This is a genomic window from Faecalibacillus sp., from assembly GCF_047023275.1.
Classification (GTDB): domain Bacteria; phylum Bacillota_I; class Bacilli_A; order Erysipelotrichales; family Coprobacillaceae; genus Faecalibacillus.
Genome location: NZ_JBKYAR010000013.1, coordinates 48940 through 72006, shown reverse-complemented (window position 1 = coordinate 72006; position 23067 = coordinate 48940). Strand labels below are relative to the sequence as shown.

Below are 23067 nucleotides of genomic sequence, written 5' to 3'. Positions count from 1 at the left end.
AATATAAGAAAACTGGAGCAGGATATATTTCCCCTCCAGTTTTAGTATAGAGCCAAAAAGTGTCTCTACTTTTTTATTTGCACATATTCGTATTTTTAAGGCCGATTGGTACAAAATTGGTACAGTAAGGGGCTCTTTTTGTACCAATTGGTATTACGACATTTGTGCAACATTGTTGTGAATCCATTTTGTAGGTTTGCAACCTATATAAAAAACGCCTCTGACTGCTTGGTTTTTAAGCAGTTTTCTTTATGCAAAAAAAAGGAGGTAATTATGGATAACGATAAAAGTATTAAAACATTAACAAGGTCAAAATTAAGACCGTTTCGATATCATCCTTATAAGGTAAAGGAAGATGAAGACATGGCAAATCTTGTGAACAGTATTAAAGAAGAAGGTGTCATTAGTCCAATCATTGTAAGAAAGGTTGGAAAGGATAACTATGAAATACTGTCAAGTCATAGAAGATTTAAGGCTTGTCAGGTTTTAGATATAAAGGAAATTCCTGTCATAGTGAAAGATATTCAGATACCTTTGCATATAAATTAAAATATGATGCTTTGAAACATCAGGGGAAGATCACTGACGATATAACTTCGTGCCAAGTTGGCACGAAGTACGATACTGATTCAGCTAAAGAAATAGCAAGAAAAGAAGGAACCAGTAGAAGACAAATTTTTAGATATATTCGTTTAATAAATTTAAATGAGAGATTACTGGATTATTTGGATCAGGGAAGGATAGACTAAAAAATGCGCTGAGAAATATAAGAAATAAATATGATTGTATTGTCATTGATAATGCACCAACATTTAATACAATAACTTTTTTAAATACATTGTTTGCCAGTGATGAAATCATTATTCCATTAAAAATAGGAAGATTTGAGGTTGCAGGATTTATCTGGATACTGAAGGAATTAGATAATTTTAAAATTAACTTTAATTACCAAAATAAGATTAATATTTTGCTAGAAAAATTTTTTTAAACATAAGAAAGCAGCAATCAAAATTATTGTTTGTTGCACTTTATAATATTATTGGAAAAGCCAAGCTGAACATCATTTGGTATAGTTTTTTATTTTGAATTTATTCGATGAGTATTTAAATAAGATATGATAATATTTGTATTGTAAAGAAAATGTTTTAAAAAATAATATTATGTATTTTGTAGAAAAATGTATATATTATATTAATTTAAAATTATATGAAAATATATTTAGTTATTATATTGTATTGAGTAGAATATAATAAAGAAGGAGGTAGAAAAATGGTTGATTGGAAGAAATAATTAATTTTAAAAGAAATAATGTGCTTGTTTATTTCAATATTTGGAAGTTATATTTATTATAAATTGAATTTTTCTTTTAATGCAGGGTTAATTTTCGCTCTTTTATTATGGGAAATATCAATTTTAGTATTAAGTAAAAATGGAATAAATGGTAGGGTGTTATTAAGATATTCAATATATTATTTATTAATTCTAATATTTATAAAATGTTTTGGTTTTTTCTTCAAAAAAGAAATCAACAAAGTTATTAGTAGTACAGTCATATCACTGTTAAATATTATAGGCATTTATATATTGAAGTATCTATTTATATTTTTTAAAAATATAAATAATCAAAATGTCATGTATAATCAATTTGTTTACAAAGTTCCGTTTAAAACAAAATTAAGAATAGAGTTTATAAAATCACATTTATTATTTTTAAGAATTTTGAGAAATATAAATAGGTGTTTATCTTATTTGAAAAGTTTATTGATAGTAGTTATTGCATGGATAGTTTTTTTAATGTTCATGGCCTACATAGATATGAAGGAAATTTCTTATTTAAATATGATTGTTTGTGAGTTATATAAAAATGCGTCTTCGATTTTTACGTCTATAATTTTGGTTGCATTTACAACTTTGTATAAAGAAAATAATAATTATAAACAAATATTAGAAAAACAATATTATGTTTATTATGAAATGTTATATATAAGTGATAATTTGATTTGTAAAATTTGTGATTTAAATTTGCAAGAATCAATTTTTATTTATGAAATAAATAAAGAAAAAATTATTTCTTTTTTAAAAAATAGTGAAAATGCGAATTTTAAATTAAGGAAAATAGATTTTTCTAATTTAATAAATAATTTGAATGATTTGAAAATATTAATTCAAAAAAAAGAAATTATTTATTGGAAAGAAAATTATAATATTATGTTAAATAATATTGATGAAATATTTAAAATCATAAAAAATGATGTGATTGAAGTTAATTCAATGATTTTCTTAATTAATAATATGTATGAATTATTAGAATACACACGAAAACCATGGAGAAGAGATTTTAAAGAAAATCAAAAAATAAGAAAGTTGATTAAAGAAAATAATAATATTATACTTTCTTACCCTGATTATATATTTGTTCAAGAAGGTTGATAGAATTAATTATTAACGGTAATAAAAGATTTATATATATATAGAATATAAAAATTAATAATTTCATTTGCTTTATTCTGAGTTATGATATTAAAATAATTGTTCAAAAACTTATGGTTTTAATATTTTAAGTCAAAAGTAGATCTTTATTGTTTTATGATGTATGCTTTTTTACTTTATGTTATTTTGATATCATACTATAGTTGTTTAAATGTGTAGAGAGTGAAAAGAACGATAATCAGTATTATTTATCAGCATATATCAAAATACATGATTATTTAGAAAGATATTTGAATTATAAATTAATGTTTCAGCAAAATTTTGTGTTGTAATTGTTATATTATTTATATCTTTTTGTAACTGCTTTGGCAATTGTTATGTTTCTTAATTTAAAAACATTTTTTTAATTAGAAAATTTTGTTGTTTAAGTGATTGTCATAGTGATTTCCAAATAGTATCAATTATTAAAATCTCTCTTTTTCTTAATTAAATACTGATGCAGGTAATGATGGAAATAAAATATTGCTTACAATTGTTTGCTTTTTTGAGAGTATTTTATAGTTTTAATTTTTCAAATTACGATAATTTTTAAAGATAAATATTCCCTTCCATAAATAATATGCTTTGTTAATTTTGATTGCTATTGATGTTTAAAACAATAGATATTTTTAATAAATAAGTTGGTTTTGATATAAAATGCTCTGCAACCACAAAGTTGCGCAATAGTTGGTAGAGCAACTAAGAATAAACTAATATAATGAATATACAAAATAGAAAGGGGTATTTTAAAATGAAAATGAATAGTTTAATGATTATTATTGTATGGATTATTTTTTTGATTGTAGTAGCGATATCGACATATGTTGTTTATTTGATTATTAAGGCTTTAAAAAAATATACAAAATCCGCACCAGTAAGAAAGGAAAAAGCACAAAATGCAAAAACTCTAGGAGAGGTTTTAAAACAACATAGAATAAAATGTAAAATGACACAAGAATTTGTAGCAGAAACTTTAGGAGTAAGTAGGCAGGCTGTTTCTAAATGGGAAATTGGTTCTTCTGATCCAAGTACAACAAATTTAATAGCACTAGCAAAGTTGTTTGGTGTAACTGCAGAAGAATTATTGAAAGAAACACAATAGAATGATCGATATGAAGTGTTATTCAAATGAATAGCGCTTTTTCTTTAAAAAATGAATGATAAATATATCGAAATAAGGGAGGGGATATCTTATAATGAAAAGGAAATAGCAAAATAATTTTAAATCAGTGAGGAATATACTATGAAAGTAGAACAATTTGTAATGGCATATCATGTAGAACAAGACCGTTTAAGAGCAATTCTACCAGATGGATTTAAGTCAATAAGACCGGTGTGTCGCATTAATGCTGAGATTATAAATGAAAAAGAAGGATATATAGAATTTAATACTCCAATAGAAAAAGATGGAAAGAAAGGATGGTTGAATGTTGCTCGTTGGGAACGTATGCCTTTTAAAAGAAAGGGAAAAACTGTAATATTTCAATCAGATTTTTTAGAAATAAGTTTTACAAAAGTAGGTATTGAAGGATCTTGTCCTGCGGAAAAAGATAATGATGGATGTTATTTTATAAATCAAATGGTAGAACTTAGAAAACCTGAAATTATTACAAATTTTAAAGAGTTTTGTGATTGTACTTTTAAGTGGAAGTTTTCAAATCAAGACGCTCAGGGGAAAAGCATGGGGAAAACATTACCAGCATATTTTGAAGAAGTAGAAAATATTTATCCAAAGGAAAAATTTATGGTTGAAAATGTTACAAAAATTCCTTGTCAAGAAGTTCTGGGATGTTATGTTGTTCAATTTGAAAGAAATAATGAAGATGTTAAATATGAGGAGATAAAGGAAACATTGTTGTTAAATAGAATAGTGTAAATATTTAAGTAGAGATATATTTTAAGAACTTCTTATATAGAGTTTTAGAAAAATCTCTACTTTTTATGTATAGATATGTTTTTTTAAGGCGATTGGTAAAAGATGTTAAATAATATTTTTTTGTAATTGTTATAGAGTTTTTTTATATTGACTAAACTAACGATAGGTAGTAGTATAACTAATATAAGGAAGTGGATAGATATGGATAGGAAAGAAGAAATTATTCAAGCAACACTCATGTTAGCATCTAAAAATGGAATAGATAATGTTTCAATGTCACAAATAGCGACGCAATTAGGAATAAAGAAACCATCATTGTATAATCATTTCCATTCAAAGGATGAAATTGTAAAGGCGATGTATGGTTATTTAAGAATGCAAGCAAAGGAAAAACTAAAGATAATGGATCTTGATTATGGAAAACTTGTCAAAGATAAAAGTTTAGAAGAGGTTTTAAAATTGACGGTTCATAATTATTATAAGATGTGTACACAAAACGATATGCTTTCATTTTATAAAATCATTTATTCAACACGTACTACAAATTGTATGGCTGCTCAAATTATGTGTGAGGAAACAGAAAAAATGGTTTTAGCAACTAAAAATCTTTTTTATGCATTACAAGTTCATCAAAAAATATTTGTAAAAGATATTGATCAGGCGGCCATCTCTTTTGCGATGACAATACATTCTTTGATTGATTATCAATTAGATAGGAAAAGTGCAAAAAATAAATTTAATGATGATACATTAGATAATTATATTTGCTGGTTTAGTAAGGAATTTGGTGGTAAAGTTGAAGAGAACGTTGATTAATTATTTAGGTCTTTTGGGAATTATATCTTTGATTTCTTATACGATGGCTGTGATTTTTTCACCACTTGGCTATCCTGGATATAATTGGATGTCTCAAGCGGTAAGTGATTTAAGTGCTCAAAATGCACCTTCAAAAATGCTTTGGAACCAGTTGTCTTCTTTGTATATGCCTTGTGGAATTGTATCTATTACATTAGTTTGTGTTTTTATTCAAGGAAAGTTAAACAAAACGACAAGAAGAGGTCTTTATCTTTTTGCTTTAATGAATTGGCTATCATGTGTTGGTTATACGATGTTTCCACTTTCAAAGAGTGGCAATGGAGGAGGTTTTCAAGATATCATGCATATTTATGTTGTTACGACTCTTGTTGTTTTACTTTCACTGATTTCTCTTGTGATGATTATTGTAGGTGGGTTACATTTGGTTAAAAATAGAGCTCTAGCGTTATGGGCGTTGCTTGCTTTAATTTTTATGGTTTTAGGAGCTGTTGGTACCAATAGTGTTCCTCATGCTTTTTTTGGTATTCCTGAAAGATTTTCAGTCTTTGCAGTGACAGGATTTAATGCTGTCTTGGGAATTTATTTATTTAATGGGTTTAAAGGAGAAAAAGATGCAAACAAAAAATCTAATAATTTGTAGAGAAAAAAGAGAATATTATTATGAAGTTGAAAATTTAGTGAGAGATAGTTTTTGGAATGTATATCGTCCAGGGTGCTATGAACATTATTTGCTTAATCAACTAAGAAATGATAAAGATTTTGTGAGTGATTTAGATTATGTAATGTTTTTGAATAATAAAATAATTGGACAAATTGTTTTTATGAAGGCTTTAATTAAAACAGACGAGGGTAGAGATTTAGAGGTTATGACCATAGGACCTATTTCTATTGCGAATGATTTTAAAAGACAAGGATATGGAAAAATACTTATTGAATATGCACTTGGAAAAGCTAGAGAATTAGGATGTGGTGCTGTTTGTCTAGAAGGAAATATTGATTTTTATGGAAAAGCAGGATTTGATTATGCTAAAAAATATGGCATACGTTATCATGGATTGCCTGAAACTGAGGACAGTTCATTCTTTTTATGTAAAGAACTTATAAAAGGCTATTTAGATCATATTAAAGGTGAGTATTTTACACCTCAAGGTTATTTTATTGATGAAACAAAAGTGGATGTCTTTGATCAACAATTTCCACCTAAGAAAAAATTAAAATTACCAGGGCAGTTATTTTAATAAATATTGCATGAAGGGAGAAATAAAATGGCATCAAGTCAAGAATATTTAGATTATATTTTAGAACAATTGAACGGTTTAGAAGAAATTACTTATCGAAAAATGATGGGTGAATACATTCTTTACTACAAAGGAAAAATAGTAGGTGGCATTTATGATGATCGTTTACTTGTTAAACCTGTGACATCAGCGATTACTTACATGAAAGAGCCTGTTTATGAATGTCCATATACAGGTGCAAAGGAAATGCTTCTTGTAAAAGAAGTAGATGATTCTTCTTTTATAAAAGGATTATTTGAAGTGATGATTGATGAACTGCCAATGCCTAAAAAGAAAAAATAGAATATTTTGAGGAATTATAGCGCTTGCTGTAATTCTTTTTTTTGTTAAAAACCTAACTAAAGATAAATGTTGGTAAGTATCTTTTGAAAAGCTAATCAAATAGCGAAAAATTTTGAATCATATTTAAAATCACTAAATCTCAATGCACATAAGCTGTTGACTATCTCTTTGAATATATGAAGAAATATCTTCTTTTGATAATATTTATTATGTTGATCTTTATATTTATAAAGACCTATATAATTTCTTAAATATTTATCTGATATTCCTCGATATTTATAAAGGAATAAATCTATTGATGAATGTAAATCGTTTATCTTTTTAAGAGTATAACCGTCTTTTTCTTTTTTACCTGATGGTATCTTGACCCATTTAACTTTTAAATCTTTCATCAGTTTATGATATGATCTCAAGCTATCACTTACAACCTGACATGTACTTGGAATCTTGTCTTTATATATTTTATAAAGCTCTTTAGAATGGATTCTTCCTGTTTCAGATACTTGTATAACTTTATTGTTATGTTGGTCTATGGCACATACGATATTTCTTTTTTGATGGCTCATTCCTCTTTTGACTTTTTCTTTATTTTCAATGTGTTTACCAGGATGTGAAACGACATTTAATTTTTCATCCAAATAAACAGTATCACTTAAAACAGGATCATCATCAGTTAAAGTGGCAAGAATACTTAATATTTTATGTCTCCAAACAAGAGAAGTTTGTTCACTTATTCCAACTATAGCAGCAGAACGAGCAAGAGTATCGCCATTAAATAAAGATTGAATATATTCAAACCATTGATAAGGTTGTTTTTTAGTATATGAAAGCAATGAACCGGTAATAGAAGAAAATGTTTTTAAACATTCTTTACATAAATATCTTTGATTTCCCTTATTATCCTTACCATATTTAATGATATGTTTATTTTGGCAATGAGGACAAAAAGAACTATCATAGTTGTTTGATAGTTCTTCATGGATATTTGTATCATAAATATGATTGATTAAATGATTATTGAGTTTTTCCCTAATAATTTCAATTTCATCATCACTTGCGTTATTGATAATTGAATCAATAATATCATTAAACATTTTATCTTCCATAGCTTTCCACCTCTTGACTATATGATAGAACAAATCAAAATGGTAAGCTTTCTATTATAAATAGTTAGACTGACATTATTAGGTGTTATCACCAACATTTATCTTTAGTTAAGTTTTTGTTAAAAAATGTTTAATTATAATAAAATATTTAAAAGATAAAAATGATGATTCCATGAAAAGACAAACAATCTATAAAACATCTTTTAAAGCTTATTTAAAAGCATTGTTTATATTTGTCGTTTTCATTTTAGTTTGTTCGTTTACTTTCTTCTTTTATATTTAAGAAGAGTGGACATGTTATTGGTGATGAGTTTATCGTTTTTGTTAAAAAAATCGAAGATGGAACACAAGCTCAAAAGATAAGGAAAATTTACATTAAAGACTTTAAAGGAAGTATTTCGTGCAGTATGGGTATTGCTTTTTATCCAGAACATGGAACAATATTTAAAACTTTATATAATTTAGCGGGTCAAACTCTTTATCAAACAAAAGATCATGGTCGTAATGGTTATACTTGTTTATAAAAGAATAATTAATTAATAGATAAAAACTATCAAAATGATAATTTTTATCTATTTTTATTTATATAAATAGAAATGTATACTGTAGAACTAAGGGAGAGAAGAAAATGAAAAAATCTTATGTATATTTATTGACAACATTTATGTTATGGGGAAGTTTGTATGTTGTTAGTCAATTTGTTTTAGGAAAGATTCCTACGTTTACAGTAGCGATGTTTCGCTATTTAATTGCTTTTATAGCGTTAAGTTTAATATCTTTAAAAAGTGAAAAAGAAAAAATAGAAAAAAGTGATTATAAATATTTCTTTATTATGGGATTTATTGGTTATTTTATTTCTGTTGATTGTCAACTTTTAGGAACTAAGATTGCTGGAGGGTCAATGGCATCACTTATTAATTCATTAAATCCAGTGATTATTAGTGTGATGGCCATGATTATTTTAAATGAAAAATTAGAAATGAATAAAATTGTTGGTATTGTATTATCGTTGGCTGGGGTTTATATGATTATAGGTACAGGAGCCAATGTTCAATTTTTAGGGGTTATTATTTCTTTTATAGCTGTTGTTGGTTGGGCTTTTATGTCTGTTATTTCAAGAAAGATTTCTAACAAGTATAGTGCTTTAACACTTACAAAAGTATCAATGTTGATTGCAACAGTTTGTAATATACCAGTGTCATTTTTAGAAGTACAAATAACGCATCCTCTTATTCAAGTAGATTTAGGTGCTGTTTTAGGACTTATTTATATGGGAGTTGTTTGTACGGCATTTACAAATATTTTATGGAATAAAAGTTTATCATTATTACCAGCTAATACATGTAGTGCTTTTTATCCAATTCAAACATTAACTTCTTCATTTTTAGGAGTTGTTGTTTTTCATGAAGTTTTGACAACATCTTTTGTATTAGGATCAGCTTTTATCATTGTTGGTGTCTTAATTAGCTTATTATTTAAAAAACGTACTCGAAAAGAAAAAGAAGTCCTAGTATAATCATATTAGGTGATAAATATGAATTTATATCAATTACGTTATTTTACAACATTAGCACAAGAAGAACATTATACAAAAGCAGCCTTAAAATTACATATTACACAACCTAGTTTGACTCATGCAATTCATTTATTGGAAGATGAACTTGGTATTTCATTGTTTGAAAAAAAGGGGAGAAATGTTGTTCTTACAAAATATGGAAAACTTTTTTTAAAAGAAATTGAACCTATTCTTAATCATTTGGATGATTCGATAGAAAATATTAAACAGATTTCAAAAGGAAAAGAAACCTTAAATATAGGCTTTGTAAGAAGATTAGGAATGAGTTATATTCCACAACTAATTTCATCCTTTTGTAATGAAAACATCACTTTTCAGTGTCATAGTGGTTTTTCTTATGATCTTATTCATGATTTAAAGAAAAATGATTTAGATATTGTTTTTTGTTCTTATGTAGATGATCAAGATATAATTTTTAAACCAGTTGTGACACAAGAATTTTATGTAATTGTAAGTCTTGCGCATCCACTTGCTAAAAATGATGAAATTGATTTAAAACAAATAGAAGATCTACCTTTTATTACTTTTACTAAAAATAGCGGAATTCGTCCAATGATCGATCATCTTTTAGAAAAAGCAAATATACATCCTCGTATAACGATGGAATTAGAAGAAGATGAAGTCGTTGGTGGTTTTGTAGGTCATGATTTAGGGATAGCAATTGTTCCTGATATGGCAGTTTATGATTTGTTACCAATTAAAAAAATAAAAATTAAAGATATAGATGAAAAACAAACATTTTATATGGCTTATTTAAAGAATACGCAAAAATCAAAAGCATTTCTAGAATTTATTGAGCATGTAAATTGTGATGTTTTATAAAAGAACAAGTCTTTTTTCTAAAATGGAAAGAGGCTTTTTTTATGAGTTTAAAAATGATACACTACCATTTGTAGTGGAGGAAGTCGTATGGAATATAAATTAATAGCTTTTGATATGGATGGAACATTATTAAATTCTAATAAACAAATTTCAAAGAAAACACAAGAAGCAATTGCTAGAGCGGTTGCACATAATAAAATTGTAATTTTAAATACAGGAAGAAACCCTGCAGAGCTTGAAGAATTTTATGATATTTTACCAGGTGTTCGTTATTTAAATTGTATCTCAGGGGCACTTGTTTATGATTTAAAGGAAAAGAAAGCATTGTATCAAAAAAGTTTTGATGAAGATATTTTGAAAAAATTATTAGAGATTGCGGTAAAGGAAGATAATTTTATTCATTTTTTAACAGAAAAATCTTTTGTTCAAAAAGGAAAAGTTGAAAGAATGAAAGAATATCATATGGGAATTTATCAAGAAATGTATGAACGTGTAACGATTCAAAAAGATAATCTTGTTAAATTTTATTTAGATAACCCATTTCCAGTTTATAAATTAAATCTTTATCATCAAACTCCTGAATCTAGAGAAAGAACTTATAAACGTATTCAAGAAGCTCATTTAGATGTTGAAATGGCCCTTGCTGAAGAAACATCTTTAGAAATTACTTGTAAAAATATTAATAAAGGAAATGGTTTAAAACATTTATGCCAAGTTTTAAATTTACCAATTGAACAAACAATTGTGGTAGGAGATGCAGGTAATGATGTCGAAGCTTTAAAAGTGGCAGGACTTGCGGTTGTGATGGATAATGCGATTGATGAAATTAAACAATATGGTGATGTTATTGTAAGTGATTGTGATCATGATGGATGTAAAGAAGCAATTGAAAAATATTTATTAAAAGAGTAACGAGAGTTACTTTTTTTATGCTAGGATAAAAACAAAGGAAGTGTTTAAGATGTTTAAAAAACAAAATAACATGACGGTCATGGATTTTACAGGAATTTATGAAAATGAAAAGTTTTATAAACATAAAAATATTAGATGGCTTGATTTACATGAATTACAAGGTGTTTATGGTTATTGTAGTCAAGAAGCAAGAAAAACAATAGAAGCTAAAATAAGTAATCTATCTCCTGAGGGTATACATTTTATAGATTCTGGTAATTTTCATTATGTCAGTGAGTTTTGGATAGAAAAAATGAAACAAGATTTTATTTTGGTTGTTTTTGATCATCATAGTGATATGATGCAACCAATGTTTGATGATATTTTAAGTTGTGGGTCTTGGATTTTAAATAGTTTAGAAAATAATAAATATTTAAAAAAAGTGATTCTAATAGGTATTGATGAAAAACAAGTTTCATTAATTTCTAAATGTCAAGATAAGGTTCTTTATTTAACGGATGATGATTTAGAAAATAGAGAAGTGTGGGAAAAAATTGATGATTTATTACATCGATATCCTTTATATATTTCAATTGATAAAGACGTTTTGAGTCAAAATGTTATTCAAACAGACTGGGATCAAGGTTCTATGCAACTCATAGAGTTTAAAATATTACTTGCTTATTTATTTAAAAATAGTCAGACAATTGGGATTGATATTTGTGGAGAATGTGCTAATGAAGTAGGACAATTAAATGAAATTAAAGAAGATGATGCTTTTAATGAAAAAATACTTTCATTTTTAAAAAAAGAAGAGGATTAAGTAAAAAAATCTTAATCCTCTTTTAAAGTATTATGAAACATATTTAAAAGTAATTCTACAAAAATTACAACGATGGATTGTAAGTCAACAATCGATTGTTTAGATAAAGTATAGCCTGGAAGAATAAGTGTATTTTCAATCAATAATTTAGGCTTTGGATTTAAAGTAATCATATACGTATTTTTAGAGGCGTTTGTAAGATCAAAAAAACGAGAAACATTATTTTGATTACCTTCAATAGAAAAATAAATCAAGAGATCATCTTCATGAATTGTATTATAAAGATGACTTGCTTCCATATAATCATAGGCAAAATAAGTATTGATTCCTAAATCTTGTAATCCTAAAACTAAATGCTTTGCAGGTAAAGATGAATAATGAACACCAATGATATAAATATTTTTTGTTATTTTAATTTGTTTAATAAGTTGATTGATTTTAGTTTGATCAATCGTATTGAATTGACGAATCACTGATAAATATTGAGAAACCTGTTGGTCAAATAGATTTTCAGGATTAATTTCAACATGTTCTTGATGAAGATAATGTACCATATCAAAGCGAAAATCTTTATAACCTTTATAACCTAAAACTTGACAAAATCTTAAAATTCCAGAAGTTGAAACCTGACATAGTTCAGCAATTTTAGTAATCGTCGCTGTTTCAATAGCTGTAGGGTTTTGAACAATATAATCATAAACTTTACGTTCTGTTTTAGAAAAATCATTTTTATGCAAATGGATGGTTTCCATTAAGTTCATAGTCTCACCTCATGTTTATTTTATAAAAAAATGATAAAATTGTCAAAATAATATGTAACTATTGACAAAAGAAAATAATAAGATTATGATTTGTTTGTAAAAATTATCAAAATAAAATGTAAAAAGTAACAAGGAGACTATTATGAAACAATTACCAGAAGGATTTTTATGGGGTGGCGCAACTGCTGATTTCCAATATGAAGGAGGATTCAATGAAGGAGGAAGAGGACTTTTATCGCATGACTTTGAAACAGATGGATCAATGGAAAATCCAAGACATCATACATTTCAAATGCCTGATGGAACAATTTTGAAACCAAGAAGTTCATTTTTCTACGCTGATCCTGTTCCTAGTGAAGCTAAACCTGTTTTTTTAGATGATGAATATTATCCAAGTCATCAAGCGGTTGATTTTTATCATCATTATAAAGAAGATATTGCTTTAATGGCAGAAATGGGATTTAATGTTTTCCGTTTTAGTATTTGTTGGAGTCGTATTTATCCTTTAGGGGATGAAGAAACACCTAATGAAGAAGGATTAAAATTTTATGATGAAGTTATTTCAGAGCTTGAAAAACATCATATGGAACCACTTATTACTATTTGTCATGATGAAATGCCAATGCATTTAGCTTTAAAATATGGTGGATGGTCAAATCGTTTTGTTATTGATTGTTATGTAAAATATTGTAAAACACTCTTTGAAAGATATGGAAAACGTTGTAAATATTGGTTGACATTTAATGAAATCAATGCTGTTAGAGGATTTGGACCATGTGGAACAAGAGAAAGTGATGGAAAAGTGAGATATCAAGCAGATCATCATATGTTTGTTGCCAGTGCTAAAGCTGTTATTTTAGGACATCAAATGATGCCAGGAAGTATGTTTGGAACAATGTATGCGATGAGTGAACTTTATCCAGCAACATGTAAACCAAAAGATATGTTTAAACGTCTTCAAGCAAGAAGAGAAAACTGGTATTTTATTGATACGATGGCAAGAGGTTATTATCATCCTTATGCTAAAAGTGTTTGGAAACATCATGGCTTTGATTCATTAGAAATCACAGAAGAAGATAAAGAAATCTTAAAAGAAGGACAATTAGACTTTGTTTCATTTTCTTATTATCGTTCAAATACAGTAAAAAAAGATGATCCATGGTTTAATGTAGGAGGTTCTTCAAATCCTTACTTAGAAAATACACCTTGGGGATGGCCTGTTGATCCACTTGGACTTAGACATTGTATGAATGAAATTTATGATCGTATTCAAAAACCAATTTTTATCGTAGAAAATGGTATGGGAGCTATTGATCAAGCAGATGAAAATGGATATGTTGAAGATGATTATCGTATTGATTACTTACAAAAACATTTATCAGCTATGGCTGATGCGATTAATGAAGATGGTGTTGAATGTTTAGGATATACGATGTGGGCACCAATTGATCTTGTTTCTTTATCAACTGGAGAAATGAAAAAACGTTATGGATTTATTTATGTTGATATGGATGATAAAGGAAATGGAACTTTAAAACGTACAAAGAAAAAATCATTTAATTGGATGAAACATATTATTGAAACAAATGGGAAAGCACTTGATGAAAAGCTCTAGCAATCAGCTAGAGTTCTTTTCGTTATTGACACTTCTTTATAATTCCTATAATATTAGTAGGAAAAGAGAGGTACCTTATGATTTATTTAGACTATGCAGCCAATACACCAATAGAAAAAGAAGTGCTTGATACGTATTATCAAGCAACCATGAAATATTTTGCTAATCCTAATGCAAGTCATACACTAGGATTACAAGCAAAAGAAGTTATTGATCAAACAACAAAGCAAATTGCTGAACAATTACATGTCTTACCTGAAGAAATCATTTATACATCAGGAGCCAGCGAAGCCAATAACCTTGCAATCAAAGGTATTTTAGAAAGATATAAACATCGAGGTAAACATGTTTTAATTTCGCCTTTAGAACATAATTCAATTTTATCAAGTCTTACAAAAATGCAAGAAAATGGTTTTATTGTTGAAATGATTCCTTTAAAAGAAGATGGACAAGTCAATGTTAAAAAAATGAAATCAATGATTCAAGAAGATACGATTTTAGTAAGTGTTTGTAGTGTAGATAGTGAACTTGGAATTAGACAACCGATTGAAGAAATTGGAGAAGTTTTAAAAGATTATAAATATTGTTTTTTTCATAGTGATGCTTCTCAAGCAATTGGTAAAGTATCTATTGATTATCAAAATGTTGATTTGATTACTATTGCACCTCATAAGTTCTATGGTATGTTGGGAACTGGTATGTTAATTAAAAAGAAAAAAGTTGGTTTAAAAACACAAATTGATGGAGGAAAGTCAACAACTGTATTTAGAAGTGGAACGCCTGAACTGGCACATATTGTATCGATTGAAAAAGCTTTAGAGATTGCTCTTTCAAAACAACAAGAACGAGAAATTTATGTAAAATCAATCAATCGTCAAATGCTTGAACAATTAAAACAATATGATCAAGTATTAATAAATCATACAAAATATTCGTTACCTCATGTCATTAATATTTCTTTAAAAGGAATGAAAGCTACAAAATTTGCACAAATGCTCGACCAACAAGGCGTATACATTTCTACTAAAACCTCATGTTGTCCTGTAGAAACACCTTCTAAAATGGTTTATGCACTTTATCAAGATCGTCAAAGAGCGATGTCTTCTTTTAGAATTAGTTTATCACATTTAACAACAGAAAAAGAAGTTCAAGATTTTCTAAAAATCTTTGATCAATGTTACAAGGAGTGCTTTGAAAATGGAAAAATATAAAGAAATAGAAAGAAGTATCATTAAAACATATCGTAAAGAAATTTGGTCTAAATTTATAAAAGCAGTTAAAAATTATCAACTTATCCAAGAAAATGATAAAATTATGGTTTGTATTAGTGGTGGAAAAGATTCTTTTTTAATGGCTAAGTGTATTCAAGAATTACAAAGACATGGGCGCGTTCCTTTTGAGGCTCATTATGTTGTGATGGACCCAGGTTATAATAGCTATAATCGTGATTTTATTGAAGATAATGCAGATTTATTGAATGTACCTATTGAAATCTTTGAAAGTAATATTTTTGATGTGGTTTCAACAGTTGATAAAAGTCCATGTTATTTATGTGCAAAGATGAGAAGAGGTTATCTTTATAGTAAAGCACAAGAGTTAGGATGTAATAAAATTGCTTTAGGACATCACTTTGATGATGTGATTGAAACAACGCTACTTTCAATGTTTTATGGTTCTGAAATTAAAACGATGATGCCTAAATTACATAGTGAAAACTTTGAGGGATTAGAGCTTATTCGCCCTTTATATTTAGTAAAAGAAGAAAGTATTATTTCTTGGCGTAAACATAATGATTTAACTTTTATCAATTGTGCATGTCGTTTTACAGAAGGATGTTCTTTAATCAATGATGGAACAAGTAAAAGAAAAGAAGTCAAAGAATTGATTAAAACGATGAAACAAGTAAACCCAAATGTTGATCAAAATATTTTTAAAGCCTTAGATAATGTCAATTTAGATTGTATTTTAGGAACTAAAAAGGAAAAAGTTTATCATAGCTTTTTAGAGGATTATGAAAAATAAAGAAGTATTAAAAATTGCTTTTAAAAAATCTATTCCTATTATGTGTAGCTATTTATTTGTTTCAATAGCTTATGGTATGATGATGAATGAAGCAGGTTTTGCTTGGTATATTTCTTTGCTTGTTAGTTTTTTGATTTATACAGGGGCTTTTCAGTTTCTTTTGATTACGTTATTAAGTGGGGGAACTTCTTTACTTACAATTGGTGTTACAGCTCTTTTGATGAATAGTCGTCAATTGTTTTATAGTTTATCTTTTATAGATACTTTTAATAAAATGAAGCAAAAATGGTATATGATTTTTACAATGACAGATGAAACTTATGCAGTTAATTGTAATTTAGAAGATCAAGATAAGGAACAAATCATGTTTTATGTTGCATTTTTTTCAAGATGTTATTGGCTTATAGGAACTTTATTAGGGACTTTTTTAGGAAAGATGATTCCTTTTGATTTAACGGGTATTGATTTTTGTATGACCGCTTTATTTATTATTATTTTTATGGATCAATTAGAGAAAAATAAAGATCATTTTCCTGCTATTGTAGGAATTGTGGTTGCTATTATTTGTTTAATTGTTTTTGGTGGCCAAAATTTTATGTTACCTTCATTGATTATTTCTTCAATGATTTTACTTGTTAAACAAGGAGGAACATCTTATGAATAGTTATGTACTTTCAGCAATTATTCTTTCTGCTTTGATTACTTTTTTATTAAGAGCTTTCCCTTTTCTTTTATTTAAAGAAAAAGAACTTCCTAAATGGTTAGAAAAACTAGAAAAAAATTTACCAATGACTATTATGGCAGTTCTTATTGTTTATTGTTTAAAAGATTTAAAAACACAATTTATGGTCATGTTTTTACCTTATCTTTTAGCGTGTATAACAGTCGTTTTTACATATAAATGGAAAAAGAATACTTTTTTAAGTATTATTTTATCAACAGTTGTTTATATGATTTTAATACATCTATAGTTTGTTAAAAATATCACAAGCTATAGATTTTTTAGTTTGATAGTGCTATAATTACATTAACGCTTAAAAATTGTATTTAAGGAGGAAATATAAATGGGATTTTTAACAGGTAAAACAGCAATTATTACAGGAGCAGGACGTGCTGTCTTAGAAGATGGAAGCTGTGGTTCTATTGGTTATGGAATTGCGACAGCTTATGCTAAAGAAGGAGCAAACCTTGTCATTACAGGACGTAATGTTAAAAAATTAGAAGCTGCTAAAGAAGAATTAGAAAGATTATATGGTATCAAAGTTTTAACAGTTCAAGCAGATGTCAATGCAGGAGCTGATAATGAAGCTGTAGTCAACAATGTTGTTAAACAAGCAATGGATACTTATGGAAGAATCGATGTTTTGATCAATAATGCTCAAGCATCAGCATCAGGTGTAACATTAGCTGATCATACAACAGAACAATTTGATCTAGCAATGTATTCAGGATTATATGCAGCCTTCTATTATATGAAAGCATGCTATCCATATTTAAAAGAAACAAAAGGATCAGTTGTTAACTTTGCTTCAGGAGCAGGATTATTTGGAAACTATGGACAATGTTCATATGCTGCAGCCAAAGAAGGAATCCGTGGCTTAACACGTGTAGCTGCTAATGAATGGGCAAAAGATGGAATCAATGTCAATGTTGTATGTCCTTTAGCTTGGACAGCACAATTAGAACAATTTGAAAAAGCTTATCCAGAAGCTTTCAAAGCAAACGTTAAAACACCACCAATGGGACACTTTGGAAATAATGAATTAGAAATTGGACGTGTTTGTGTACAACTTGCTAATCCTGATTTTAAATATATGACAGGAGAAACACTTACATTAGAAGGTGGACTTGGTTTAAGACCTTAATAATTAATCACTCTTAGGAGTGATTTTTTTTATGTATTCTTTTATAATAAATATATAGGAAAGAAGGAATGGTTATGAAGTATGCATTAATTAATGGAAAAATTTTAAATGGTCATCAGGATATGGAAGTGGAAACAGGAAAAGCAATTTTTATTGAAAATGAAAAAATTGTGGCTATTGAACCTTATCGTAATTTAGATAAATCTTATCAAATTATTGATTTACAAGGAAAATATATTTTACCAGGACTCATCAATATGCATGTTCATCTTGCAGGAAATGGTAAACCTCAAAAGAAACAAAAAGATAATGAAAAGACAGTCAAAATGTTGATGTCTAATCCATTATCACGAAAAATTACGTATAAAGTGGTTTCTAATTTTGCTAAGATTGAATTAATGAGTGGGGTAACAACGATTCGTACAGTTGGAGGAATTGCTCATTATGATTCTAAATTAAGAGATGAAATTTTAAAGGGAAAAGTTATTGGTCCAAGAATTGTTGCCAGCAATGAAGGGATTTCTGTTCCTCATGGTCATATGGCAGGATCAGTTGCAATTGTTGCCCATAATAATGAGGAAGCTCTAGCTTTAGTGGATAAAGCAAAAAGTCAAAATGTTGATTTGATTAAACTTATGATTACTGGTGGGGTTTTGGATGCAAAAGAAAAAGGAGTACCTGGCGAATTAAAAATGCCTCCTGAAATGGTAAAAGCTGTTTGTGACAGAGCACATCAACTTGGTTATAAAGTAGCTGCTCATGTTGAATCATCTGAAGGGGTACGCGTGGCTTTAGAAAATGGTGTTGATTCGATTGAACATGGAGCAAAATTAGATGATGAAATGATTGCTTTATTTAAAGAAAAGAATGCTTTTTTGTGTACGACGATTTCACCAGCGCTTCCGTTTGCGTTGTTTGATCCAAGTATTTCAAATGTTTCAGAAATAGAAAAATACAACGGTGAATTAGTTTTCAATGGTATTATTGATTGTGCAAAGCAAGCATTAGAAAATGATATACCTGTTGTTTTAGGAAATGACGTAGGATGTCCATGGGTGAGTCAATATGACTTCTGGCGAGAACTTTATTATTTCCACAAATATATTGGTGTTTCTAATCGTTTTGCTTTATATACAGCAACTTTACTTGCTTCTAAATACGCTGGTCTTGAAAATATGACAGGAAGCATAGATGTTGGTAAGGATGCAGATATGATTGTTGTAAGTGAAAATCCTTTAGATGATTTAAAAGCTTTAAGACATGTTGAAAAAGTATTTACACGAGGTAAATTAATTGATCATCCAAAGGTGAAAATCAATAAAACAGTAGAAACAGAATTAGATAAGTATTTATAAGGAGTTAGTTATGAACAGAAAATTTTTCTTTTTTGACATTGATGGAACATTAGCAGTAGGAACACCAGGAAGACAATACATTCCTGAATCGACAAAAAAAGCAATTCGCATGTTAAAAGAACAAGGACATTTTGTGGCTATTGCGACAGGAAGAAGTTATGCAATGGCAGTTGATCATATGAGAAGTCTAGGTTTTGAAAATATGGTGAGTGATGGTGGTAATGGAATTACAATTAACAATGAACTTATTACCATTAAACCTTTAGATTATCAAAAATGTTTAAATCTTATAGATGAATGTAAAGAAAAAGGATTTATTTGGGCTATTTCACCAGATAATAAAACAAGAAGATTGGCCCCAGATTCTCGCTTTTATGATTTTACACATGATGTCTATATGGATACTGAAGTTGTAGATGGGCTTGATCCAAGAAATTATGATCAAATTTTTAAAGTCTATGTAGCTTGTTTTGCACCTGAGGAACAAAAATTAGAAGCACTAAAAGAATTACCTTGGTGTCGTTTCCATAAAGAATATTTATTTGTAGAACCAGGAGATAAATCGGTTGGTATTAAAATGATGGTTGATCATTTTAAAGGTGATTATAAAGATGTCGTTGTTTTTGGTGATGAAAAAAATGATTTAAGTATGTTTAGAGATGAATGGACAAGTATTGCGATGGGAAATGCTATTGATGAATTAAAAGGAAAAGCAACTTATGTAACTACACCATGTGATCAAGATGGTATTTATAATGCCTGTGTACATTTTGGGTGGATTCAAGAATAATAAAAACTAGAAAGTAAAGAAGGTGCAAGTGGATGGATTTAAATGAGATGAAAGAAATGTGTTTAAAAGTACAAGAATGGTTAAACAAACGATATGACAGTGACGAAGGTCAAAAAATTTGGAATGCTACTTGTAAACAATATGATCATTATTTAAAAGAAATCCCTGATTATGGGGGAAAGAAAAATGCGCATGCGCTTGCTATTTATGGCAGTATCATTATTTTTTCTCTTTATCCACTTCTACCAGATCATCCACCAGTTGAAGAACTTCAAGAGCTTGTAACACATTTATTTATGGGACCTTTTGAAAAGTTAGGTAAGATGTTTAATTTAAATAGAAGTTTTGATATGTGGCTTATTGATAAAGTTTTTCATATTGTTGGTCATAAAGATCGAAAACAATACCTTCAATATCCAGCAACTTTTTGTAATGTATCAAAGCCTTATGATAAAGAAAATCACGTGGCAAGATATCATTTTTTACAATGTCCTAATGCCGAGTTTGCGAAGAAATATAATTTAATGCATGTACTTCCACTATTTTGTAATGCTGATTATTGGGGAATCAGCCAACTTCATGGAACACTTATTCGTCAAGGAACTTGTGGAAACTGCGATAAGTGTGATTACTGTATTGTTGGTAGTAAAAATCCAATGGCAAAGAAATATGAAATAGTAAAAGATGAAAACGGATTTTTAGTGAGTCGAAAGATTTAATGATATGTTGGAGGAAATTCATGGAAAAATTATTTTTTGATACAGAAAAAGATGGTTTTTATGGGACCTATTATATAAATCCCAAGGAATCTCATTGTGCAATGATTGGAATGTTTGGGGATGATCCTAATGATTATATGGCAAAGTGTGGTGCTAAATGGCTTCATAAAAATGGTGTCAATGTTCTTTGTATGTCACCGGGTAAGAAAGATTATAGTCATGTCAATTATCCGTTAGAAAGAATAGAAACAGCGATTCAATGGTTAAAAAATAACGGAAATAAAAAAATTGGTATTGTAGGAATGAGTACAACGGGGATGGATGCACTTGTGGCTGCTTCATTTTTTTCGGATATTACTTTGACTTTTGCACTTACGCCAAGTGATTTTATATGGCAAGGATTTGAACAAGGAAATAAAGATGGTTGTAAAGAATGGCCAATTCCCGGTGCATCAACACTTTCTTGGAAAGGGCAACCTTTAGCGTATATGCCATTTGTGTATGAACATCCAATTTATTGGCAAAAGGTTGAAGAAGAAACAAAAGGTTCTGGAGATATTGAACGAAGCACATGTTTATTCATTGATTCTGAAAAAGCAAGAGAACATACAGAGGAAGAAATGATTAAAGTTGAAAATATAAAAGGAAGTTTATTTCTTGTTGGAGCAGATGATGATTCTTTCTGGGAAACAGGAAAATATATTCGACGTATGGATCAACGTTTAAAAACACATCCTCACAGTTGTGAGTATACAGCTCTTGTTTATGAACATGGAACACATTTTGTTTTACCGGAATCTTTACTTCGTAAAGCTTTACCAATAGGACTTAAATTTGTTTTACGTTTTATTTTTAAAGCTGCTAAAGATTATCCTAATGAATGTGAAGCAACAAGAAAAGATATCGATGAAAAGCTTTCCAATGCTTTAAAGAAATGGTGTAAAGAATAAAATTAAATGATGAGAATGCGGAGTATATAGCTCCGTATTTTTTAAACTATGAAATTTAATAGTAACTTATAAATTTATTGATATCTATGATTCTAAAAGTAAATCCATTAATATGAGTATGTCGAAAGTGACAAATACAAAATAATAATGGAGGTAAAATTAATGTTAAATGAATCAGTTGTAAAAGTATTAAAAAATAATATGTGGGATCTTGCAACATGTACAAATAATGAACCAAACGTTGTACCTGTTGCTTTTAAAGATGTTACTAATGAAGGAAAGCTTGTTATTGGTGATGTTTTTTTAGAAACAACATTAAATAATCTTAAAGAAAATGATGGGAAAATTGCTATTTCAGTTTATGATGGACAAAGTTTAGAAGGGTATCAAATAAAAGGGACTGCAGAATACATGACAGAAGGTGAAATAGTAGATACATTTAAAGCGATGGTTGAAAAAATGTTCAATGGTGCTGCAACAGCAAAAGGAGCTCTTGTTGTGACACCTGTAAAAGTCATTGTAACAACACCAGGTGCAGATAATAAAAAAGAAATCTAAAAAAAGATACTCATAAATTTAATAGTTACTTTAAAAAAGAACACCTTTAATCTATAATTTGAAAAAAGAGATTGAAGGTGATTTTTAGATGGCAAAATATAAGAAAAAATTAGATGATGATATACGTTGTCCTCTTGAATATGGACTTACCTTATTTGGTGGAAAATGGCGTTCACGTATTATCTGTGTATTATTCGCTCATAAAAAATTACGATATAGTGAAATTCGCAAAGAAATGTATAATATTACAGATGCGGTACTGGCCTCAACGTTAAAAGATTTAATAGAAGATGGTCTTATCGATCGAAAATCTTATGATGAAATTCCTCCAAGGGTCGAGTATTCTTTAACAGAAAAGGGGCAATCTGTTGTTCCAATTCTACAAAGTATTTGTAAGTGGTCAGGAATTTTTTATAAAGAAGATAATGAAAATGAAATGGTTCAATGTCAAAAATGTGACCACCATGGATAGG

General features: G+C 28.4%; 28 protein-coding genes. 26 read left to right on the top strand and 2 right to left on the bottom strand.

Annotated elements, in window-relative coordinates; genetic code table 11:
• Positions 1-273 precede the first annotated feature (273 nt).
• The 9 genes from ACLVEP_RS06160 (at position 274) to ACLVEP_RS06120 (ending at position 6741) form a co-directional block, all read left to right on the top strand.
• Positions 274-549: a ParB N-terminal domain-containing protein gene (locus ACLVEP_RS06160; protein WP_412583594.1), complete on the top strand. Its 276-nt coding sequence runs from the start codon at positions 274-276 to the stop codon at positions 547-549.
• Between the two features lie 163 nt (positions 550-712).
• Complete coding sequence (locus tag ACLVEP_RS06155) at positions 713-988, top strand: ParA family protein (RefSeq protein WP_412583597.1); 276 nt, start codon at positions 713-715, stop codon at positions 986-988.
• Positions 989-1314: 326 nt separating this feature from the next.
• A complete protein-coding gene (locus ACLVEP_RS06150; RefSeq protein WP_412583592.1) occupies positions 1315-2430 on the top strand; it encodes a hypothetical protein in 1116 nt (371 codons plus the stop codon).
• A 790-nt stretch (positions 2431-3220) separates the two neighbouring features.
• Positions 3221-3571: a helix-turn-helix domain-containing protein gene (locus ACLVEP_RS06145; protein WP_412583590.1), complete on the top strand. Its 351-nt coding sequence runs from the start codon at positions 3221-3223 to the stop codon at positions 3569-3571.
• 141 nt (positions 3572-3712) lie between these two features.
• Positions 3713-4345, top strand: a complete 633-nt coding sequence (locus ACLVEP_RS06140) for a hypothetical protein (RefSeq protein WP_412583588.1) — start codon at positions 3713-3715, stop codon at positions 4343-4345.
• A 201-nt stretch (positions 4346-4546) separates the two neighbouring features.
• Complete coding sequence (locus ACLVEP_RS06135) at positions 4547-5161, top strand: TetR/AcrR family transcriptional regulator (protein WP_412583586.1); 615 nt, start codon at positions 4547-4549, stop codon at positions 5159-5161.
• A complete protein-coding gene (locus tag ACLVEP_RS06130) occupies positions 5142-5801 on the top strand; it encodes a DUF998 domain-containing protein (RefSeq protein WP_412583585.1) in 660 nt (219 codons plus the stop codon). Before ACLVEP_RS06135 ends, ACLVEP_RS06130 begins: the two co-directional genes overlap by 20 nt.
• The gene (locus tag ACLVEP_RS06125) at positions 5773-6399 is read left to right on the top strand and encodes a GNAT family N-acetyltransferase (RefSeq protein WP_412583583.1); all 627 of its coding nucleotides are present in this window, start codon (positions 5773-5775) and stop codon (positions 6397-6399) included. The genes ACLVEP_RS06130 and ACLVEP_RS06125 overlap by 29 nt, the downstream gene beginning before the upstream one ends.
• Before the next feature lie 27 nt (positions 6400-6426).
• The gene (locus ACLVEP_RS06120) at positions 6427-6741 is read left to right on the top strand and encodes a TfoX/Sxy family protein (RefSeq protein ID WP_412583581.1); all 315 of its coding nucleotides are present in this window, start codon (positions 6427-6429) and stop codon (positions 6739-6741) included.
• Positions 6742-6836: 95 nt separating this feature from the next.
• Here ACLVEP_RS06120 and ACLVEP_RS06115 read toward each other — a convergent pair whose 3' ends face one another.
• Positions 6837-7847, bottom strand: coding sequence for an IS1595 family transposase (locus tag ACLVEP_RS06115; RefSeq protein ID WP_412583579.1), 1011 nt, complete (start codon positions 7845-7847; stop codon positions 6837-6839).
• 275 nt (positions 7848-8122) lie between these two features.
• Between ACLVEP_RS06115 and ACLVEP_RS06110 the strand changes: the two genes are divergently transcribed.
• The 5 genes from ACLVEP_RS06110 to ACLVEP_RS06090 all read left to right on the top strand — a co-directional run bounded on the left by ACLVEP_RS06110 (position 8123) and on the right by ACLVEP_RS06090 (position 11959).
• Positions 8123-8371, top strand: a complete 249-nt coding sequence (locus tag ACLVEP_RS06110; protein ID WP_412583596.1) for a diguanylate cyclase domain-containing protein — start codon at positions 8123-8125, stop codon at positions 8369-8371.
• A gap of 104 nt (positions 8372-8475) precedes the next feature.
• Complete coding sequence (locus tag ACLVEP_RS06105; protein ID WP_412583577.1) at positions 8476-9363, top strand: DMT family transporter; 888 nt, start codon at positions 8476-8478, stop codon at positions 9361-9363.
• Between the two features lie 18 nt (positions 9364-9381).
• The gene (locus ACLVEP_RS06100) at positions 9382-10245 is read left to right on the top strand and encodes a LysR family transcriptional regulator (protein ID WP_412583575.1); all 864 of its coding nucleotides are present in this window, start codon (positions 9382-9384) and stop codon (positions 10243-10245) included.
• An 87-nt stretch (positions 10246-10332) separates the two neighbouring features.
• Entirely contained in the window at positions 10333-11157 is an 825-nt protein-coding gene (locus tag ACLVEP_RS06095) for a Cof-type HAD-IIB family hydrolase (protein WP_412583573.1), read from the top strand.
• 49 nt (positions 11158-11206) lie between these two features.
• Positions 11207-11959, top strand: a complete 753-nt coding sequence (locus ACLVEP_RS06090) for an arginase family protein (protein ID WP_412583571.1) — start codon at positions 11207-11209, stop codon at positions 11957-11959.
• Between the two features lie 11 nt (positions 11960-11970).
• On the opposite strand, the gene ACLVEP_RS06085 is transcribed toward ACLVEP_RS06090, so the two are convergent.
• Complete coding sequence (locus tag ACLVEP_RS06085; RefSeq protein WP_412583569.1) at positions 11971-12720, bottom strand: MurR/RpiR family transcriptional regulator; 750 nt, start codon at positions 12718-12720, stop codon at positions 11971-11973.
• Between the two features lie 142 nt (positions 12721-12862).
• Between ACLVEP_RS06085 and ACLVEP_RS06080 the strand changes: the two genes are divergently transcribed.
• The 12 genes from ACLVEP_RS06080 (at position 12863) to ACLVEP_RS06025 (ending at position 23066) form a co-directional block, all read left to right on the top strand.
• Entirely contained in the window at positions 12863-14335 is a 1473-nt protein-coding gene (locus tag ACLVEP_RS06080) for a glycoside hydrolase family 1 protein (RefSeq protein ID WP_412583567.1), read from the top strand.
• A gap of 77 nt (positions 14336-14412) precedes the next feature.
• Positions 14413-15546, top strand: a complete 1134-nt coding sequence (locus tag ACLVEP_RS06075; protein WP_412583565.1) for a cysteine desulfurase family protein — start codon at positions 14413-14415, stop codon at positions 15544-15546.
• Positions 15533-16357 carry an ATP-binding protein gene (locus ACLVEP_RS06070; protein ID WP_412583564.1) on the top strand — a complete coding sequence of 275 codons (825 nt, stop codon included), beginning with the start codon at positions 15533-15535 and terminating at the stop codon, positions 16355-16357. The genes ACLVEP_RS06075 and ACLVEP_RS06070 overlap by 14 nt, the downstream gene beginning before the upstream one ends.
• Complete coding sequence (locus ACLVEP_RS06065) at positions 16347-17021, top strand: AzlC family ABC transporter permease (RefSeq protein WP_412583562.1); 675 nt, start codon at positions 16347-16349, stop codon at positions 17019-17021. Before ACLVEP_RS06070 ends, ACLVEP_RS06065 begins: the two co-directional genes overlap by 11 nt.
• Positions 17014-17328 (top strand): branched-chain amino acid transporter permease, encoded by a 315-nt coding sequence (locus ACLVEP_RS06060; RefSeq protein ID WP_412583561.1) that lies wholly within the window; start codon positions 17014-17016, stop codon positions 17326-17328. Before ACLVEP_RS06065 ends, ACLVEP_RS06060 begins: the two co-directional genes overlap by 8 nt.
• A 93-nt stretch (positions 17329-17421) precedes the next feature.
• Positions 17422-18222, top strand: a complete 801-nt coding sequence (locus ACLVEP_RS06055) for an SDR family NAD(P)-dependent oxidoreductase (protein WP_032091392.1) — start codon at positions 17422-17424, stop codon at positions 18220-18222.
• A gap of 74 nt (positions 18223-18296) precedes the next feature.
• Entirely contained in the window at positions 18297-19577 is a 1281-nt protein-coding gene (locus ACLVEP_RS06050) for an amidohydrolase family protein (RefSeq protein ID WP_412583559.1), read from the top strand.
• A 10-nt stretch (positions 19578-19587) separates the two neighbouring features.
• Positions 19588-20367, top strand: coding sequence for an HAD-IIB family hydrolase (locus tag ACLVEP_RS06045; protein ID WP_412583558.1), 780 nt, complete (start codon positions 19588-19590; stop codon positions 20365-20367).
• A 32-nt stretch (positions 20368-20399) separates the two neighbouring features.
• Positions 20400-21086 carry an L-2-amino-thiazoline-4-carboxylic acid hydrolase gene (locus ACLVEP_RS06040; protein ID WP_412583556.1) on the top strand — a complete coding sequence of 229 codons (687 nt, stop codon included), beginning with the start codon at positions 20400-20402 and terminating at the stop codon, positions 21084-21086.
• A 20-nt stretch (positions 21087-21106) separates the two neighbouring features.
• Positions 21107-22036 carry an acyl-CoA thioester hydrolase/BAAT C-terminal domain-containing protein gene (locus ACLVEP_RS06035; RefSeq protein WP_412583554.1) on the top strand — a complete coding sequence of 310 codons (930 nt, stop codon included), beginning with the start codon at positions 21107-21109 and terminating at the stop codon, positions 22034-22036.
• 162 nt (positions 22037-22198) lie between these two features.
• Entirely contained in the window at positions 22199-22594 is a 396-nt protein-coding gene (locus ACLVEP_RS06030; protein WP_412583552.1) for a pyridoxamine 5'-phosphate oxidase family protein, read from the top strand.
• An 88-nt stretch (positions 22595-22682) separates the two neighbouring features.
• Entirely contained in the window at positions 22683-23066 is a 384-nt protein-coding gene (locus ACLVEP_RS06025; RefSeq protein ID WP_412583550.1) for a winged helix-turn-helix transcriptional regulator, read from the top strand.
• Position 23067 lies beyond the last annotated feature (1 nt).